The organism is Paenibacillus nuruki (assembly GCF_001721045.1).
Lineage (GTDB): Bacteria > Bacillota > Bacilli > Paenibacillales > Paenibacillaceae > Saccharibacillus > Saccharibacillus nuruki.
Window position 1 is genome coordinate 200,455 of sequence record NZ_MDER01000070.1, and the last position, 17,787, is coordinate 218,241.

Below are 17,787 nucleotides of genomic sequence, written 5' to 3' on the forward strand. Positions count from 1 at the left end.
ATAAGGAGTGCCTATATGGACAATTTTGAAGTCGTTTTTGATATACATATTTCCTATATAGATCAACTATTACAACAGGAGCTAGACCTCACGTCAGCCGATATAAAATCTTCTCATTTTTATGATCAAGCTAAAGCGAAAGATATAGAATGGTACGATATTAATTCGTTCTCAACCTTTTTATTACGTGCAGGTACAGGAACTATATTGTTTAAAGCCATTGAACTAGGTACAGAATTAAAAGAAGTATTAACTGTTATTTCATCAGATGGAGAATATATTACGATGGAATTTAATTTTAGAGATACACAGTTGATGTATGAGGGTGTATTAGACTCGAAGAAGTGCTTACATATGCTTACCTACTTCCAAAAATGGATAGAACCATATCACATAAACGCTATCACATTTGGACATGAACCTGCTACAGATAAGGATATGTGCTTGATTGAGATCACAGAACATACTGTTCTATCGCAATCGATTATGGATCAATGGAGAATGAATAGACAGCATATAAAGCAGAATAATAATCTGTTATAGCTTTTTTAATTTACGGGTAGTACTTAACGCGTTCTCGTATTATACTGTTAAAGACTAAGCATGTTCATGCATTATTATGTATGAAACGCCTAAATACGCTGTTCAATCCGGGTAGAATATGGAAGAGATAACATACCCGTATCATGTAGGGAGTGAAGAGGTCTTGGCTTTGTATGTTATGAAATTCGGTGGTAGTTCCGTTGGGGATACCGAGCGCATGCAACGTGTAGCAAAGCGCATTGTTGAGAAGCAAGATGAAGGGCACGACTGTGTAGTAGTTGTTTCAGCGATGGGAGATACAACAGATGATTTGATTGATCAGGCACGTCTGCTCAATCCGAATCCACCTGCTCGTGAAATGGATATGTTGATGACAACAGGTGAGCAGATTTCGATGGCGATGTTATCGATGGCGATTCAGCATCTAGGTCGAGAAGCAGTATCTTTCACCGGCTGGCAAGCAGGTTTTGAGACAGAAGCAGAACATGGTAAGGCACGCATTCGGAATATTCAGCCTGAACGTGTACTGAAGGCAATCGGCGCAGGTAAGATCGTGATCGTTGCTGGATTCCAAGGTATTACAGCCGAAGGCGAGATTACAACATTTGGACGTGGAGGTTCGGATACGACAGCTGTTGCATTGGCAGCTGCAATCCATGCCGATACTTGCGAGATTTATACCGATGTCGATGGAATTTATTCTACCGATCCACGGATTGTCAAATGTGCTCGCAAACTAGAAGAAATATCTTATGACGAAATGCTAGAACTGGCAAATCTAGGTGCGGCGGTACTTCATCCGCGTGCTGTAGAATATGCGAAGCATAACAATGTACGACTCGTTGTGCGCTCTAGCTTTAACTATAATGAAGGAACCGTTGTGAAGGAGGAGACAACTATGGAACAGGGAGCAGTCGTCAACGGCATTGCTTATGATAAAAATGTAGCACGTCTTACAATCCGTGGTGTTGCTGATCTACCGGGAGTACTTGCAAAAATGTTCGGAGAACTAGCAACGGCCAAGATCGATGTCGATCTGATCGTACAGAGCGGTGTGTTAGATGGCAAAGCAGACTTTTCCTATACCGTGAGTCTGGCGGATCGTGAACGTGCGCTTGCTGTGATGGAAAGCTTACGTAGCGAACTTCCTTTCAGTGAAGTCACTTCTGAAATTGATCTAGTTAAAGTATCGATCGTGGGTGCAGGAATGGTAAGTCACCCGGGTGTAGCGGCGCAAATGTTCGCTGCCATCTCTGCACAAGGTGTAAGTATCAAGATGGTAAGTACATCTGAGATCAAAGTATCCTGTGTCATCGAAGCCAGTCGCTTGCAAGATGTCGTGGCTGCACTTCATACAGCATACGGTCTGGATACCGAAGAACAAGCATTTGTAGGCGGGCCTCAAGATCGTCGTTAATCGTATATCAAAAGGGCAGAAACATTCGAAAAGAAAGAGTGTTTCTGCCCTTTTTTGCGAGAAGCTATCGCGCCGAATAAAACGAATTTTGAAAACGGCTAGGATGTGCTATAATACATAGCGTTATGTGTAACTTTCCGTGTACAACGGGCGATGAAGCCAAAGGAGTGAAAAATAGATGTTTAACTTAAATGAAATTAAAGAATTGATTCAATTGGTAGACGAGACATCTGTACAAGAAGTAGAAATCGAAAATGAAGGATCACGTCTAGTGATTCGCAAACCAAGCAAAGCTGAAACGGTATATGTACAGCAAGCGACAACTGCACCTGCTGCAACATCTCAAGTCGTGCAAGCGCCAGTTAATGCACCTACTACAACTTCTGCACCAACGACTCCGGAAGTAGACCCTTCTCTACATACGATTGTATCGCCTATGGTTGGAACGTTCTATCGTTCTTCTTCACCAGAAGCGGCTCCTTTTGTAAGTACGGGTGATAAAGTCAACGATAAATCCACTGTATGTATTATCGAAGCGATGAAGCTGATGAATGAGCTTGAAGCAGAGACAAACGGAACAATCGTAGAGATTTTGGCAGAAAATGGACAACTTGTTGAATACGGACAGCCATTATTTTTAGTAAAACCGGAATAAGCAAGGCACTGCTTTTGCCAAATCCCGGAGGAGGAAACGTAAAATGAAATTTCATAAAATACTGATAGCGAATCGTGGCGAAATAGCGGTTCGTATTATCCGTGCTTGCCGTGAGTTAGGCATAGCAACAGTAGCGGTTTATTCTGAAGCAGATCGCGAATCATTACATGTGCGTCTAGCAGACGAAGCTTACTGTATCGGACCTACTTTATCCAAAGACAGCTACTTGAACTTAACCAACTTAATGAGTGTTGCGACATTGACTGAATGTGATGCGGTTCACCCAGGGTATGGTTTCTTAGCTGAAAATGCAGATTTCGCAGAGATTTGTGAATCTTGCAATATTACGTTTATCGGACCATCTCCAGATGCGATTACACGTATGGGTGATAAGTCTGAAGCGAAGCGTACAATGATTGCCGCAGGCGTACCGGTTATCCCGGGTTCTGACGGAATTGTGGAAGACATGGATGAAGCGATTATAATCGCTCGTGAGATTGGATACCCTGTTATTATCAAAGCAACCGCAGGTGGTGGAGGTAAAGGGATTCGTCTTGCAGAAGATGAAGAATCATTGATCAAACAAATCACAGCCGCACAACAAGAAGCGCAAAAAGCTTTTGGTAATGGTGGCGTCTATTTAGAAAAATATTTAACGTCGATGAAGCATGTCGAAGTACAGATTATTGCGGATAAGCATGGTAATGCTGTTCATTTAGGTGAACGTGATTGCTCTGTACAACGTCGTCGTCAAAAGCTTGTCGAAGAAGCACCTTGTCCTGTATTATCTCCTGAATTGCGCGAAGAAATGGGCGCTGCGGCTGTACGTGCAGCAGTAGCTGTTAATTACTCTGGCGCAGGTACACTTGAGTTCTTGCTCGGACAAGATGGACAATTTTATTTCATGGAAATGAATACTCGTATTCAAGTTGAACATCCAGTCACAGAAATGGTTACAGGAATCGACTTAATCCAAGAAATGATTTCTGTTGCAGAAGGTAATCCACTTTCGTTCCGTCAAGATGAAGTGGTTATTAACGGCTGGTCGATGGAATGTCGGATCAATGCAGAAGACCCTGAGCGTAACTTTATGCCAAGCCCGGGTAAAATTGATTTCTACCTTGCTCCAGGTGGTCCAGGTGTGCGTGTAGATAGTGGTGCTTATCCAGGATATACGATTAGCCCTTATTACGATTCCATGATCGCTAAGTTGATTGTCTGGGCTCCAACCCGTGAACAAGCGATTGCGAAGATGAAGCGTGCATTAGATGAATTTGCGATTGAAGGGATTTATACTACGATTCCTTTCCATATGCGCCTACTGAATCATGAGACATTTGTACGTGGCGATTTTGACATCAAATTCCTTGAGGAAAATGAAGTTTAAGCTCGTTTGTCAATGAATCATTCACATGTTATATTTAGTTTACTTAGCAGGAGGTGTATAGATAAATATGAGTACGTTACCGACTGAATTTGAGCGGACAGATATAGGTGAGATTCAGATTGCTCCTGAAGTCATAGAAGTCATCGCTGGTCTAGCGACGATTGAAGTAAAAGGTGTAGCAGGTATGAGTGGTGGTTTTGCCGGTGGCATTGCTGAATTACTAGGTCGCAAAAATCTTTCCCGTGGTGTAAAAGTAGAAGTGGGACAACGTGAAGCAGCTGTAGACGTGTCTGTTATTGTTCATTATGGACATCGTCTGCCAGAAGTGGCGGCTGAGATTCAACGTAATGTCAAACGCTCGATCGAAACGATGACTGGCTTAATCGTAGTCGAAGTGAATGTGCAGATTCATGATGTACATTTAGAGACAACGGAGAAGAACAGAAGCGAAGAAGTCGAATTTTCACAACGGGTCAAATAAGTACGAAAAGCAATCATAAACCCCCGACGTAACAGTCAGGGGTTTACTATAATGTAAAGGGGCTGCACACTCTTGGCTAAAATTATAGACAGACTGCTGTTGTTTATTTACAGCCTGAGCATTGGAATCTTGTCTGTGCTTGCAATCCTTTTACTAAGTGGCAAAGTGCCTGTAGAATTAAATGATCGGAACGAGCAGAATCTATACATTACGATCGTGATTGTAGCTGTTATCTTATTTTTGCTAAGTATCCGCTTTTTTTATCTATCCGTGCGTTCAGAGCGTGGGCATCATCACTCTGTACATCAACGGACAGAATTTGGCGATATTCAGATATCACTGGAAACGATTGAAAATATGTGCCTCAAATCAGCAGAACGTACAAAAGGTGTACGCGATGTCAAAACACGTGTGCGTGTGATTGAATCCGGACTTGAAATTATGATTAGAGCGATCGTAGACGGTGAAAGTTCGATTCCTGAATTGACCGAAAATATGCAAAAAACCGTTCATGATCAAGTGGAAGAAATTACCGGTATTCCAGTGTCCTCGGTATCGGTATTTATAGCAAATATCGTTCAATCCCCTGCATTCAAAAGCAGAGTGGAGTAGAAGGGAGTTCTCCTTATGATATGGAAAGCCATCTGGGAAACTCACGGAGGACGGATAACAGGTGTAGCCGCAGGTTTATTGTGCGGAGTATTGTATTTGGTAGTTGGCTTTTGGGATATGTTGTTCTTTGCACTGTTAGTGTTCATAGGCTATAGCGTCGGCAAGCACAAAGATATGCGATTAGGCTCTGTGATTCCCTGGGAACGGGTGAATGCATGGATATCGGATCGCTGGCGCCCGTTTAAATGAACCTGTCATACATCATTCCCGGACCACGTATTGGATTATAAATTATACAGCCGGGCATGATGTACGACAGGTTTTTTGGTATGCTAGAGGAATGAACTTATGAATCGATAGATGCGAATAGGTTGTCGTGAGTAAAATATAATGAATTGAAAATAATAAGGTACACAGGATAGTAAGCTGACAATAGCAATAGCTGCTTATCCATACCGGGAGGAACCCAAGAATGAAAAGAAGATTAGCACGTGAGATCGTTGTACAAAGTTTGTATCAGATGGAAATGAACGATGTAAAAGCAGAAGAAGCAATCGAAATGATTTTGGAAGAAGCGGCTCAAGAAAACGAATCTGAAGTTGAAATTCGTGACGAAGCTAAATTAAAATCATATGTGCTTGATATCGTAAATGGTACATTTACAAACAAAGAAGCGATCGATCATCTATTGGAAGAATATTTGAAAGGCTGGCAGATCAGCCGTCTATCTCGTGTAGACAGTCAGATCTTGCGTCAAGCGGTCTATGAAATGGTATTCCATAATGATGTACCTGCCAAAGTCGCTGTCAATGAAGCGATTGAATTATCCAAACATTTTGGTACAGAAGAATCCGGTAAATTCGTTAACGGTGTTCTGGGTAAAATGATTCAAGACTTGGATAAACTCAAAGAAACACACACCAAAGCTGAAGCAGAAACGGAAACACAAGCTGAAGCCGAATAAGAAATTGGAATACAAAAGATCATCAGACATCAACGATAAACGTCAAGCAGTTGAACGATAAAACTTAATTTTCCGAACAGGTAAAGGAGCGATTATCATGACAGCAACAATTATCAATGGTAAGCAAATAGCAGAAGACATTCGTGAAGGTATCCGTCAAGAAATGGAACAATTGAAAACAACAGGTTTCCAACCGGGACTCGCTGTTGTACTTGTAGGTGAAGATCCTGCTTCACAAGTATATGTGCGCCATAAAGAAAAAGCTTGTCATGATCTTGGCTACTATTCTGAAGTACATCGTCTGCCATCAACGACTTCGCAAGAAGAATTGTTAGCGATGGTAGATCAACTGAATAAGCAAGAAAATATCAATGGTATTCTGGTACAACTTCCATTACCGAAGCAGATCGAAGAAAAAGCAATTATTAATGCAATTGCTCCTGAAAAAGATGTGGATGGTTTCCATCCGATCAGTGTAGGGAATCTGGTCATTGGTGATGATAGTCTGTTACCTTGTACACCTGCGGGCGTTATCGAATTAATCAAGCGTGCAGGCGTTGAGATTTCGGGTAAACATGCTGTGGTGATTGGACGTAGTAACATTGTAGGGAAACCTGTTTCTTTGTTGTTACAACGTGAGAATGCAACAGTGACTATGTGTCATTCCCGTACAAGCAATATGAAAGAGTTAGCGAAGCAAGCAGATATTCTGGTTGTAGCGATTGGTAAAGCCAACTTTGTCGATGCTAGTTATATCAAGCCAGGTGCTGTCGTGATCGATGTAGGTGTGAATCGTCTGGAAAATGGTAAGCTTGCCGGTGATGTTGATTTTGAAAGTGCTACACAAGTATGTGGCCCGATTACACCTGTTCCTGGCGGTGTAGGTCCAATGACGATCACGATGTTAATGCAGAACACTCTGGTCGCTGCCAAACGCGCTCACGGCTTGAAGTAAGGAAGGCGGCTGATGGTATGCAGCAGCAAAAAGTCTATTCAATCAAAGAAATAAACAAATATATTCGGATGAAAATGGAATCGGATCAACTGCTATCTGAAGTATGGTTACGCGGAGAAATCTCGAATTTCACTCATCATTCTAGTGGACATATGTATTTCACGTTAAAAGATGAAAGTAGCCGTATCAAAACGATTATGTTCGCTTCTCATAACCAGCGACTTCCTTTTATACCCAAAGAAGGCGCTAGAGTGATGGCAAAAGGAAATATATCGGTCTTTGAACGGGATGGTCAGTATCAATTCTATGTCACACAGATGCAACCTGATGGCATCGGCAGTCTATATCTGGCGTATGAACAGCTCAAACAGAAGCTAGAACATGAAGGGCTGTTTGATCATGGACGCAAACGTCCGTTGCCTGCTTTTCCCAAAGTGATCGGTGTGATTACATCGGGGACAGGAGCAGCGGTGCGGGATATTTTGACGACTATTCGTCGACGTTATCCGATTGTTAAGATTGAAGTCTACCCTGTACTTGTGCAAGGAAAAGGTGCAGGTCCGTCGGTAGTCAAAGCGATTCAGAATTTCAATCGTATGCAAGAAGCCGATGTACTGATTGTGGGTCGTGGTGGTGGATCACTGGAAGAATTGTGGGCGTTCAATGAGGAGATCGTTGCTCGTGCGATTGCTTCTTCTAAAATCCCGATCATTTCAGCAGTCGGTCATGAGACGGACTTTACGATCGCTGATTTTGTAGCTGATCTTCGTGCTGCAACGCCTACAGCGGCGGCAGAGCTAGCCGTACCCAATATCAATGAATTACGTGCGCAAGTAGAGCAACGTCGTAGACAGCTCAATCAAGGGCTGTTGCGTCTATCTCAGCGTCAACGGGAACGGTTAGAGCGTCTACGCCGTGCACCTGTATTGTTACATCCTCAGCGTCATCTGGTACAACATATGACGAGATTAGATATGCTTGAAAGACGGCTAACCAGTAGTCTACAGCGCCGTGCGCATATGCAGCGTGATCGTCTGGGACGTTTCAATCAGCGATTAGCCCGTCATAATCCGCAAGAACAATTGATCTATGCTCGTCGTCGTACCGATACGGCACGTCAACAATTGGAGCTTCGTATGAGTAGTATTTTACGGCAAAAGCAACAAAAGTTAGGCTTTGGCATGAAGCAACTGGATGCGTTAAGTCCACTTAAAGTCATGGCAAGAGGATACAGTCTGGTCTATGACGAACAAGAGCAACAACTGGTCAAATCGGTACAACAAGTGCAACAAGGTGATCATATTATCGTCAACGTAGAAGATGGACAATTGAATTGTCAGGTGACAGAGATCAAGGAGGCGGCAACCGATGGCAAAAGCTGAAAAAGAAAAAGAGTTAAACTTCGAAGAAGCAATGGATCGTCTGGAAGAAATCGTCTCCGAACTGGAAAATGGAGATGTTCCACTGGAAAAAGCAATCGACCTTTTTCAACAAGGAATGAAATTATCTCAAATCTGCGGTTCGAAATTAGAGCAAGTGGAACGTAAAATTGAAATGATCGTAGAGGAAGATGGCGAACTACGTAAAAAGCCATTTGATACCTCAGAAAGCGGTGGCAGTATTGACTAGTCGTCCGGATCTACAAACATATATGCAAGAGATTGCTACTTATGTGGGCGATCAATTGAAATTCGTGTTACCGATTGAATGGAGTGTACCGGTTAATCTGCAAGAGTCGATGCAATATTCGTTAATGGCAGGTGGGAAAAGACTGCGTCCATTGTTCGTGATTGCAGCAGCAGAAGCATTAGGAGGCAGTCGTGAAGCGGCTTTACCTGTAGCTTGCGCTGTAGAAATGGTGCATACGTATTCGCTTGTCCATGATGATCTACCGGCAATGGATAATGATGATTATCGTCGGGGTAAGCTTACCAATCATAAAGTTTATGGCGAAGCGATGGCGATTCTAGCAGGTGACGCATTGTTAACGCAAGCCTTTTATACAGTCACTCAAGCGTCCAAAGCAGGAGTATCCGCAGAAGCGTTACTTGCGATTGTTAGCGATATGTCTGAGTATGCTGGGCCTCGTGGTATGGTTGGCGGTCAGGTGGCTGATATGGAAGGCGAGCAAGGAATGACTGAGATTGCTCAACTCGAATATATCCATTTGCACAAAACAGCTGATCTATTTATGTTCTCGTTAACGGCTGGCGCACGTACAGCAGGTGCAACGCAGCAACAACTGGATGCTTTGCGTCGCTTCGGTTCTGATCTCGGTTTAGCTTTTCAAATTCAGGATGATATTCTGGATGTGATTGGAGACGAGGCATTACTGGGTAAAAAGACACAAAGCGATATTAAAGCTCAAAAAGTGACTTATCCTTATTTTATCGGACTAGAAGCTTCACAAGCAGAAGTAGCACGCTTGACGGAAAGTGCGAAGCAAGCTCTAGCAGAAGCCAATCTGGCAGATTCACAACGATTAACCGAGATTGCTGATTATCTGGTAAAAAGGGACCATTAATCGTAAGAAATGATCATTTTAGTTCGTCTATACGTATATAGGATAGACATTCACTATTCAGGAGCATTCACACATGCATTTTCGAAAAAAAGGGAATGTTGTGATATAGTGAATAATAATATAAAAGATAGATGAAAAGTTGGACAAGGTAAACATTATAATTTTAAAACCAATTGGATGTCGATAAGCATTCAACAAGGAAAGCGGGGAAATGGTGTGCTGCTTCCACAGATTCATCAACCAAGTGATCTTAAAGATCTAACAACGGAACAATTAGCCGATTTAGCAGGCGAGATTCGTCAATTTCTGATCGAAAAATTGTCAGTAACTGGCGGGCACCTTGCTTCTAATCTGGGTGTAGTGGAGCTCACCCTGGCACTTCATTATTTGTATGATAGTCCAAAGGATAAAATGATTTTTGATGTTGGACATCAAGCGTATGTGCACAAGGTATTGACAGGACGGATGGATCGTTTTGATACATTACGTAAATACCAAGGATTATGTGGATTTGTAAAACGCAATGAAAGTGAACATGACGTATGGGAAGCTGGACATAGCAGCACTTCTTTATCCGCAGCTATGGGTATGGCACTTGCACGTGATTTCAAAAAAGAAGATAACAAAGTTATCGCTATTATTGGTGATGGTGCGTTAACAGGCGGTATGGCATTCGAAGCATTGAACCATATCGGTCATGAACAACGTAAATTGACAGTGATCTTGAATGATAACGAAATGTCGATTGCTCCAAACGTAGGCGCAATGCATAAATATTTGGGCAAGATTCGCTCGGATAAAAATTATTTGCGTGCAAAAGACGAAATGGAATCATTGATCAAAAAGATTCCAGCAATCGGCGACAAAATTGCTAAAACGGCTGAAAAGCTTAAAGATACACTGAAATATGCTATGGTATCTGGCGTATTGTTCGAAGAGTTAGGATTTACCTATTTGGGACCTGTGGATGGTCATGATCTACCGAAATTGTTGGAAACGTTGCAACAAGCAGACAATGTAGAAGGACCTGTATTAATCCATGTGGTGACGATCAAAGGTAAAGGATACTTACCAGCTGAAGCCGATTCTTACAAATGGCATGGTATTACACCATACAAAATTGAATCCGGTCAAGTGCTCAAAGCAGCAGGCGGTCATCCGATGTATACCGAGGTATTTGGTCAGACATTGATCGAACTTGCAGAACAAGATGAGCGTATTGTGGCAGTTACGCCAGCAATGCCTGGTGGTTCTGGATTGTTCCCATTTGCAGCTCGTTTCCCAGATCGTATGATTGATGTAGGGATTGCAGAGCAACATGCAGCAACGATGTGTGCGGCGCTTGCGATGGAAGGCATGAAGCCTGTATATGCAGTGTATTCTACCTTTATGCAGCGTGCTTATGATCAGATTGTACATGATATTTGTCGTCATAATGCCAATGTGATGTTCGCTATTGACCGTGCTGGCTTTGTCGGCGCAGATGGCGAGACGCATCAAGGCGTATACGATATCGCATTTATGCGTCATATTCCGAATATAGTTATTATGATGCCGAAAGATGAGAATGAACTTCGTCATATGATGAAAACAGCTGTCGATTACAATGATGGCCCTATCGCTTACCGTTACCCACGTATTAGTGGCTTAGGTGTACCATTGGATCAAGTGCTGACAGCGATTCCGATCGGACAATGGGAAACGGTACGTGAAGGTGAAGGTTACGCGATTCTAGGTTCTGGGCCGATGGTTCAACTTGGACTTGAAGTAGCGGACGAACTGAAACGTGACGGTATGAACATATCTGTCGTTAATGCTCGCTTTATGAAGCCATTAGATGAGCAATTGTTGCTTGATCTAGCAGCAAAAGGTACACGTATGCTTGTAGTTGAAGAAGCTTCACAAGCAGGTAGTATGGGTAGTGCTGTGCTTGAGTTCTTTGCTTCTAAAGGATTACACGATGTTGCTGTAGGCATCATGGGTGTACCGGATGAATTTATCGAACACGGTAGTATCAAAGATCAGCAACGTGAAGCTGGATTAACCACTGAAAATATCGCTACCGCTCTCAAAGCGCTTGCGCCAGGCGAAGCGATTACTTTTCACAAAAACTCAGTTTAACATTTGTATCTCTACACCATAAGATCAACAGAAGCGAAGCGGAGGGCATTCTTTCCGCTTCGTTTCATGTTGTTATTTCATTTTGCAAGCTAGGAGATATCCAATCATGGCAAGTGACAAAGAACGAATCGACGTCTTACTCGTCGAACAAGGCTACTACGAGAGTCGTGAGAAAGCCAAGGCAGCAATTATGGCTGGATTGGTCTACGCAGGCACAGAGCGTCTGGAGAAGCCAGGCATGAAGATAGCTCGTGACACCGATCTAAATGTCAAAGGTTCGGTTCATCCGTATGTAAGCCGCGGTGGATTGAAGCTAGAGAAAGCATTGAAACATTTTGAAATTCCTATGACAGGACGTACCATGCTTGATATTGGTTCCTCTACAGGAGGATTTACCGACTGTGCACTTCAACATGGGGCAGAATACGTATATGCAATTGATGTAGGGTACAATCAGCTGGATTGGTCGCTTCGCAATCATCCGCAAGTACAAGTGATGGAACGTACCAACTTCCGCTATATGACACCGGATCAACTAGAAGGACCACGACCTAATTTTGCAAGTATCGATGTGTCATTTATTTCGTTACGATTGATGTTGCCGCCGCTGAAAGAATTGCTTAATCGTCCTGCTGATATTGCAGCGCTGATCAAGCCTCAATTTGAAGCCGGTCGTGACAAAGTCGGTAAAACAGGCGTAGTGCGTGATCCGAAGATTCATGAAGAAGTATTACTGCATGTTCTTACGTTTGCAAGAGAGATCGGATATGTACTCAAAGGCGTAACGTTCTCCCCGATTACAGGCGGAGAAGGCAATATCGAATTTCTAGCTCACTGGTATCTACCTTCCGGTGAAGGGGACGATACGATCGAACAATTAGATGTTATTGATATTCCTGCGCTTGCTTCTCAGACAGCCCTTGAAGCCGCTCATACATTCCGCGGTGGTTCAGCCAAAAAGTAAAACATTCATACAGCATGACCTATATCTATGCAAGCACAACAAAGACCTGATGTTCGGTGTATGTTACTGAGCTCAGGTTTTTTTGTTCGCATGAAGCGATTCAACTGGAAGAAAAAACTAATTCCAAAAGACTATTGATTTACGAACAGGTATTCCTATATAATGAGAACGAACGTTCCGACTATAGCGCTTAACACTACATGTGTAGCCTATCTGCCAAATGGCGAATCGATCTGATCGATATCGCTTAGGCTTGGACCTTCTCGTTCTGGATGTTACAATAGGATAATCTGTTCGGCTAATGATCAATGATCCTCATATCTACAGTATTTTCCATTCACAAAAAGGAATCTACGTATATGTTCACGAATAAAGATGGATGAGCATATTCTGTGTAAGATGCATAAATACACAGAGATAGAGATAGCGGAAGGTTAACACTATAGAGAGCACATCACAAACGGAGGTCTTTATGAAGGGACAACGACATATCAAAATACGGGAGATTATCACCCATCAAGATATTGAAACTCAAGACGATTTAGTGGAAGCATTGCGTAATGCAGGCTTTCAAGTCACCCAAGCAACGGTATCAAGAGATATCAAAGAATTATTACTAATCAAAATTCCAACGGATGACGGAAGGTATAAATATTCATTACCAACGGATCAACGTTATAACCCGGTGCAAAAGTTAAAACGTGCATTAGTGGACAATTTCTTGCAAGTAGATTTTACAACTAATCTGGTGGTTATGAAGTTCTTACCAGGTACAGCAAATTCAATCGCAGCGCTGATCGACAATATGGAATGGCCTCAGATTATGGGAACTATTTCAGGAGACGATACGCTACTGATTATTTGTCGTCAACCGGAAGACAGCCAACAGGTCATTGATCAAATTATGAGCTTTATTTCATAATCATTGATGTCGTTGTAATTGATACGTTAATGTTCGGCTCGGCACACAAGTTGCCAGCTTAACCGCATGAGCTTGCTCCATATCGGTCTTAAAGCGTTGCTCCATAGTCTTTTATACGAAGAGGAGTGAGGCTCATGCTAGTTATGCTGAGCATTAAAAACCTGGCTGTTGTTGAAGAAATCGACGTTTATTTTCATAAAGGATTCCATGTACTGAGCGGTGAGACAGGTGCGGGTAAATCAATCATTATTGATGCATTAGGTCTGATTGCAGGTAGTAGAGGTTCAGCGGAATTGGTACGTTACGGAAATGATAAAGCTGAGATGGAAGCGTTATTCGAGTTACGTGGCGATCACCCCGTATGGGATACGATGTCACGACTTGGCATTCAGGGAACCGCAGAAGAACATCTAGTCATTCGCCGTGAAGTTACAGCGAGTGGTAAGAGTACTGCGCGTATTAATGGACAGTTAGTGAATCTGACGATGTTGCGTGAGATCGGTGAGCAACTGGTCAATATTCATGGACAGCATGAGCACCAATCTTTGATGAAGCCAGAACGTCATCTGAGCTTACTCGATACATTCGGATTTGCAGATATTAATCCATTAAAAATTCAATATCAACAACAATATACAGACTATGCCAAAATCGAACGTGAATTACGTGATCTGCAAGAAACAAGCCAGAAAACGTACCAGATGCTTGACCTATATCGCTTCCAGCTTGAAGAAATTTCTTCAGCAGGACTAGAGATCGGCGAAGATGAGCTATTACAGGAAGAGCGTCTACGTCTTTCTCATAGTGAAAAAATGATGGAAGCTATCGTAGGTGGATATCATTCAATCAATGGAGACGGCGGTATGGGTTCTGTAACGGTCGCTATTTCTCAACTGGAAGATGTCACTCGTTACGATTCCAAAGCGTTAGATCCTATTCTAGAGCAGTTACAATCTGCTTTTTACCAATTGGAAGATGCAGCTTACCAATTACGGAGTTATCGGGAGAATATCGAATTCAATCCAGGTCGTCTAGAAGAAGTAGAAACTCGTCTGAATCAAATCTCAGGTCTGCGTCGTAAGTATGGAGACAATGTAGAAGAAATTCTAACTTACTATGAGAAGATTCAACACGAGACAGATCTGCTTGAAAATAAAGACGAACGTCTGGCTGAAATGATAGAACGTCGTGATCGCTTACGTGATAAATTGCTTCAGACCGGTGAGAAACTAAGTAAGGTTCGTCGCAAAGCGGCAGACGAACTTGCTAGTCAAGTCGAAGCAGAACTGAAACATCTACAAATGGAGCGTACTTCGCTACGTGTCAATATGGATTATATTGATGATGCGAATGGACCAGAATGGAATGGACGTCATATTCGCATTACCCGTCAGGGAATTGATAATGCAGAATTCTTGATCTCTCCGAACCCGGGTGAACCGTTACGTTCACTGGGTAAGATCGCTTCTGGTGGTGAGTTGTCACGTATTATGCTTGCTCTGAAAAGTATATTTGCTCGTCATGATCAAGTTCCTGTACTGGTATTTGATGAAGTGGATACAGGGGTTAGTGGTCGGGCGGCACAGTCGATCGCAGAGAAATTGTTCAAATTATCTGCTGATTGCCAAGTATTCTCGATTACTCACTTACCTCAGGTAGCTTGTATGGCAGATCATCAATACCTAATCGAAAAGCATATTGTTGGAGATCGCACAGCGACTCGTGTGACTTCGCTTCATGAAGATGGACGTGTAGATGAACTTGCACGGATGCTTGGTGGAGTAGAGATTACAGAGAAAACCAATCATCATGCTCATGAAATGTTGAAGCTGGCGGAAGCTCGCAAAGACAGTTCTACGTATGCGGTACATTAAACAATCTTGAAATCAAATGCTCAGGTCAAAGGAAGAGCTTAACGCTCTTCCTTTTGTGTTATACATATAGAAAAGGAACGTTTATCAACCAAGTTAGCAAATATGGAAAAATAATCCGCTTTTTTACATTCGACAGCAGGAATACCCTTGTTGGTGTCGAAAAGTATAATAAAGAGTCCAAAACAGTCAAATTTCTGTGGCGACTTGATGATCACAGTACTTCAAGTTTAAATATATTTTCTGCTTGTCCCCCAAAATTATGAATGTAAGTACAACAAACCGCTATGCCATAGTAACAGAGAACTTATAAGGAGGAATTATAACGTGTCAGATATTAAAGTATTATTAGCGGACGATAATCGTGAATTTACCAATATGCTTGCTGAATATATTTCCAGTCAAGAAGATATGGAAGTAGCAGGTATAGCATTTAACGGAGAAGAAGTATTGCAAATGATCGATCAATTACCAGAGCTTCCAGATGTATTGATTTTGGATATTATTATGCCACACCTCGATGGATTGGGTGTGTTGGAGCGCTTGCGAGACATGAATCTATCTCCAGCACCGAAGATCATTATGCTAACAGCATTCGGTCAAGAAAATATCACGCAACGTGCGGTACAACTGGGTGCATCCTATTACATTCTTAAGCCGTTCGATATGGAAGTACTGGTGAGTCGTGTACGCCAATTGGTAGGATCACCGATTACCAATAGCGGTGGCAATATGCAACCGGGTAATAACAGCAACAGCATGGGCAACAAAGTGAATAACGGTCTACCACCTGTAACCAGAGGTAAAAATCTGGATGCGAATATCACAGCGATTATTCACGAGATCGGCGTTCCTGCACATATCAAAGGCTACCAATACTTACGTGAAGCGATCACGATGGTCTACAACAATATCGAGATTCTAGGATCGATCACTAAGACATTGTATCCTGCGATTGCAGACAAGTTCAAAACAACCCCTTCTCGTGTAGAACGTGCCATCCGCCACGCCATCGAAGTGGCTTGGACAAGAGGGAATATTGATAGTATCAGTCATTTATTTGGCTATACGATTAATATTAGTAAAAGTAAACCTACCAATAGCGAATTCATCGCGATGGTAGCCGATAAGCTTAGAATTGAGCATAAGGTTCCGAATTAATTGTCTGTAATATACAATGAAATAGATTGAAAAATAGCCCTTATTTCTAAGGAACAGTATTTTAGAAATAAGGGCTATTTAGTATGTAAACTAGTATTATATTGAAATAATGATATCACATATGATATCATTATTTCAAAGAAGGAGTTGTTGTTTATGTCATCTATTGAAAAAATAATAGATAAAATGCGAAATCAACCAAGAGGTATATCGTATAGTGAAGCGGCAAAAGTGTTAATCTATTATGGTTATGAATTAAAACGTAAAAGAGGTTCTCACAGGATATATGGTGATCCCCATGGAAATGTATTTGTTTTAAAAGAAGAAGATCCTTTAAAGATTTCATACATAAAAGAAATGTTAGATCGATTGATAGAAGATTAGACTTTAAATCGTATAGATATTAAATAAAAGGAGTGAACAGGAATGAGTAAAGATATAGAGTATTATATGAATCTTCCTTATACTATAGAAATTACTAAAAGAAATGACGGAGATGGTATCTATTATTTCGCTAGAGTTGAAGAACTTTCTGGCTGTCACACCGATGCACCTACCATTGCAGAAGTAATCGCTGAATTGGAAGAAATACAACGTGATTATTTAGAAATCAAGTTAGAATCTGGTGCAGAAATTATAGAGCCAAACGAAGATTTGCCATCTGGACAAATACCTTTGCGTATGCCTAAAACAATGCACAAGCAATTGCTCAATGCTGCTAAAAAAGAAGGCGTATCCGCTAATCAATTTGCTGTTGTCCATTTAGCTCAAGCTTTAGGAATACCAGGGAATACAGTTGGAGAAAAGTTGAAATTATAAGTAAGGTAGAGTTAAGACCAATACTGACCATAGTATTGGTCTTTTTTGTTTATATAAATTTTTCTAATTATATAATGTTAATCATTCAGAGTAATTTTGAAAGATGAAACTATTGATTTCTCAAAGAATTCATCTATATATTTTAAAATAGAAGTTATTGAATGGCTAATTTAAATTAGAACTTTAGGATATATACCTGAGATTATAATTGCTAAAGATTTAAGGAAGAAGATACCTAAAAAAAAGGTCAAGAATTCTTAACTTTTTTTAATAACTTTATTGTTAAATCAATTATTTCTAAGATTCCAATATAATTACTTGATAAAAGAATTCAGATAGTTACATTTGAGTAAGATTTCTTCTTTTCGTATATTTTTTAAAAGTATATTAA

At 41.5% G+C, this 17,787-nt stretch carries 19 protein-coding genes; all 19 read left to right on the forward strand.

Going from position 1 to position 17,787, the window contains the following annotated elements; genetic code table 11:
- The first annotated feature begins 15 nt into the window (after positions 1 to 15).
- Positions 16 to 543: a hypothetical protein gene (locus PTI45_RS18710; protein ID WP_069329095.1), complete on the forward strand. Its 528-nt coding sequence runs from the start codon at positions 16 to 18 to the stop codon at positions 541 to 543.
- Between the two features lie 163 nt (positions 544 to 706).
- The gene (locus tag PTI45_RS18715) at positions 707 to 1,960 is read left to right on the forward strand and encodes an aspartate kinase (RefSeq protein WP_069329096.1); all 1,254 of its coding nucleotides are present in this window, start codon (positions 707 to 709) and stop codon (positions 1,958 to 1,960) included.
- Positions 1,961 to 2,138: 178 nt separating this feature from the next.
- A complete protein-coding gene (gene accB, locus PTI45_RS18720) occupies positions 2,139 to 2,615 on the forward strand; it encodes an acetyl-CoA carboxylase biotin carboxyl carrier protein (protein WP_069329097.1) in 477 nt (158 codons plus the stop codon).
- A 43-nt stretch (positions 2,616 to 2,658) separates the two neighbouring features.
- Positions 2,659 to 4,002 carry an acetyl-CoA carboxylase biotin carboxylase subunit gene (gene accC / locus PTI45_RS18725; RefSeq protein ID WP_069329098.1) on the forward strand — a complete coding sequence of 448 codons (1,344 nt, stop codon included), beginning with the start codon at positions 2,659 to 2,661 and terminating at the stop codon, positions 4,000 to 4,002.
- A 67-nt stretch (positions 4,003 to 4,069) separates the two neighbouring features.
- On the forward strand, positions 4,070 to 4,483 hold the full coding sequence (locus PTI45_RS18730) for an Asp23/Gls24 family envelope stress response protein (protein WP_069329099.1): 414 nt from the start codon (positions 4,070 to 4,072) through the stop codon (positions 4,481 to 4,483).
- 72 nt (positions 4,484 to 4,555) lie between these two features.
- A complete protein-coding gene (gene amaP, locus PTI45_RS18735) occupies positions 4,556 to 5,095 on the forward strand; it encodes an alkaline shock response membrane anchor protein AmaP (protein WP_069329100.1) in 540 nt (179 codons plus the stop codon).
- Positions 5,096 to 5,110: 15 nt separating this feature from the next.
- Positions 5,111 to 5,344 (forward strand): DUF2273 domain-containing protein, encoded by a 234-nt coding sequence (locus PTI45_RS18740; protein WP_069329101.1) that lies wholly within the window; start codon positions 5,111 to 5,113, stop codon positions 5,342 to 5,344.
- 223 nt (positions 5,345 to 5,567) lie between these two features.
- Positions 5,568 to 6,059 carry a transcription antitermination factor NusB gene (gene nusB, locus PTI45_RS18745; protein ID WP_069329102.1) on the forward strand — a complete coding sequence of 164 codons (492 nt, stop codon included), beginning with the start codon at positions 5,568 to 5,570 and terminating at the stop codon, positions 6,057 to 6,059.
- 97 nt (positions 6,060 to 6,156) lie between these two features.
- Positions 6,157 to 7,014 (forward strand): bifunctional methylenetetrahydrofolate dehydrogenase/methenyltetrahydrofolate cyclohydrolase FolD, encoded by an 858-nt coding sequence (gene folD / locus PTI45_RS18750; RefSeq protein ID WP_069329103.1) that lies wholly within the window; start codon positions 6,157 to 6,159, stop codon positions 7,012 to 7,014.
- A 17-nt stretch (positions 7,015 to 7,031) separates the two neighbouring features.
- Positions 7,032 to 8,396: an exodeoxyribonuclease VII large subunit gene (gene xseA, locus PTI45_RS18755; RefSeq protein WP_069329104.1), complete on the forward strand. Its 1,365-nt coding sequence runs from the start codon at positions 7,032 to 7,034 to the stop codon at positions 8,394 to 8,396.
- Positions 8,383 to 8,643, forward strand: a complete 261-nt coding sequence (xseB, locus tag PTI45_RS18760; RefSeq protein WP_069329105.1) for an exodeoxyribonuclease VII small subunit — start codon at positions 8,383 to 8,385, stop codon at positions 8,641 to 8,643. The genes xseA and xseB overlap by 14 nt, the downstream gene beginning before the upstream one ends.
- Positions 8,636 to 9,538, forward strand: a complete 903-nt coding sequence (locus PTI45_RS18765) for a polyprenyl synthetase family protein (RefSeq protein WP_069329106.1) — start codon at positions 8,636 to 8,638, stop codon at positions 9,536 to 9,538. The genes xseB and PTI45_RS18765 overlap by 8 nt, the downstream gene beginning before the upstream one ends.
- 216 nt (positions 9,539 to 9,754) lie before the next feature.
- A complete protein-coding gene (gene dxs / locus PTI45_RS18770; protein WP_069329107.1) occupies positions 9,755 to 11,659 on the forward strand; it encodes a 1-deoxy-D-xylulose-5-phosphate synthase in 1,905 nt (634 codons plus the stop codon).
- A gap of 106 nt (positions 11,660 to 11,765) precedes the next feature.
- Positions 11,766 to 12,623, forward strand: a complete 858-nt coding sequence (locus PTI45_RS18775; RefSeq protein ID WP_069329108.1) for a TlyA family RNA methyltransferase — start codon at positions 11,766 to 11,768, stop codon at positions 12,621 to 12,623.
- A 472-nt stretch (positions 12,624 to 13,095) separates the two neighbouring features.
- Positions 13,096 to 13,545 carry a transcriptional regulator AhrC/ArgR gene (gene ahrC, locus PTI45_RS18780; RefSeq protein WP_069329109.1) on the forward strand — a complete coding sequence of 150 codons (450 nt, stop codon included), beginning with the start codon at positions 13,096 to 13,098 and terminating at the stop codon, positions 13,543 to 13,545.
- Positions 13,546 to 13,679: 134 nt separating this feature from the next.
- The gene (gene recN / locus PTI45_RS18785; protein ID WP_069329110.1) at positions 13,680 to 15,419 is read left to right on the forward strand and encodes a DNA repair protein RecN; all 1,740 of its coding nucleotides are present in this window, start codon (positions 13,680 to 13,682) and stop codon (positions 15,417 to 15,419) included.
- Positions 15,420 to 15,743: 324 nt separating this feature from the next.
- The gene (spo0A, locus tag PTI45_RS18790) at positions 15,744 to 16,577 is read left to right on the forward strand and encodes a sporulation transcription factor Spo0A (protein ID WP_083243611.1); all 834 of its coding nucleotides are present in this window, start codon (positions 15,744 to 15,746) and stop codon (positions 16,575 to 16,577) included.
- 156 nt (positions 16,578 to 16,733) lie between these two features.
- A complete protein-coding gene (locus PTI45_RS18795) occupies positions 16,734 to 16,961 on the forward strand; it encodes a type II toxin-antitoxin system HicA family toxin (RefSeq protein ID WP_069329111.1) in 228 nt (75 codons plus the stop codon).
- Between the two features lie 42 nt (positions 16,962 to 17,003).
- Positions 17,004 to 17,396, forward strand: coding sequence for a toxin-antitoxin system HicB family antitoxin (locus PTI45_RS18800; RefSeq protein WP_069329112.1), 393 nt, complete (start codon positions 17,004 to 17,006; stop codon positions 17,394 to 17,396).
- The last annotated feature ends 391 nt before the right edge of the window (positions 17,397 to 17,787 follow it).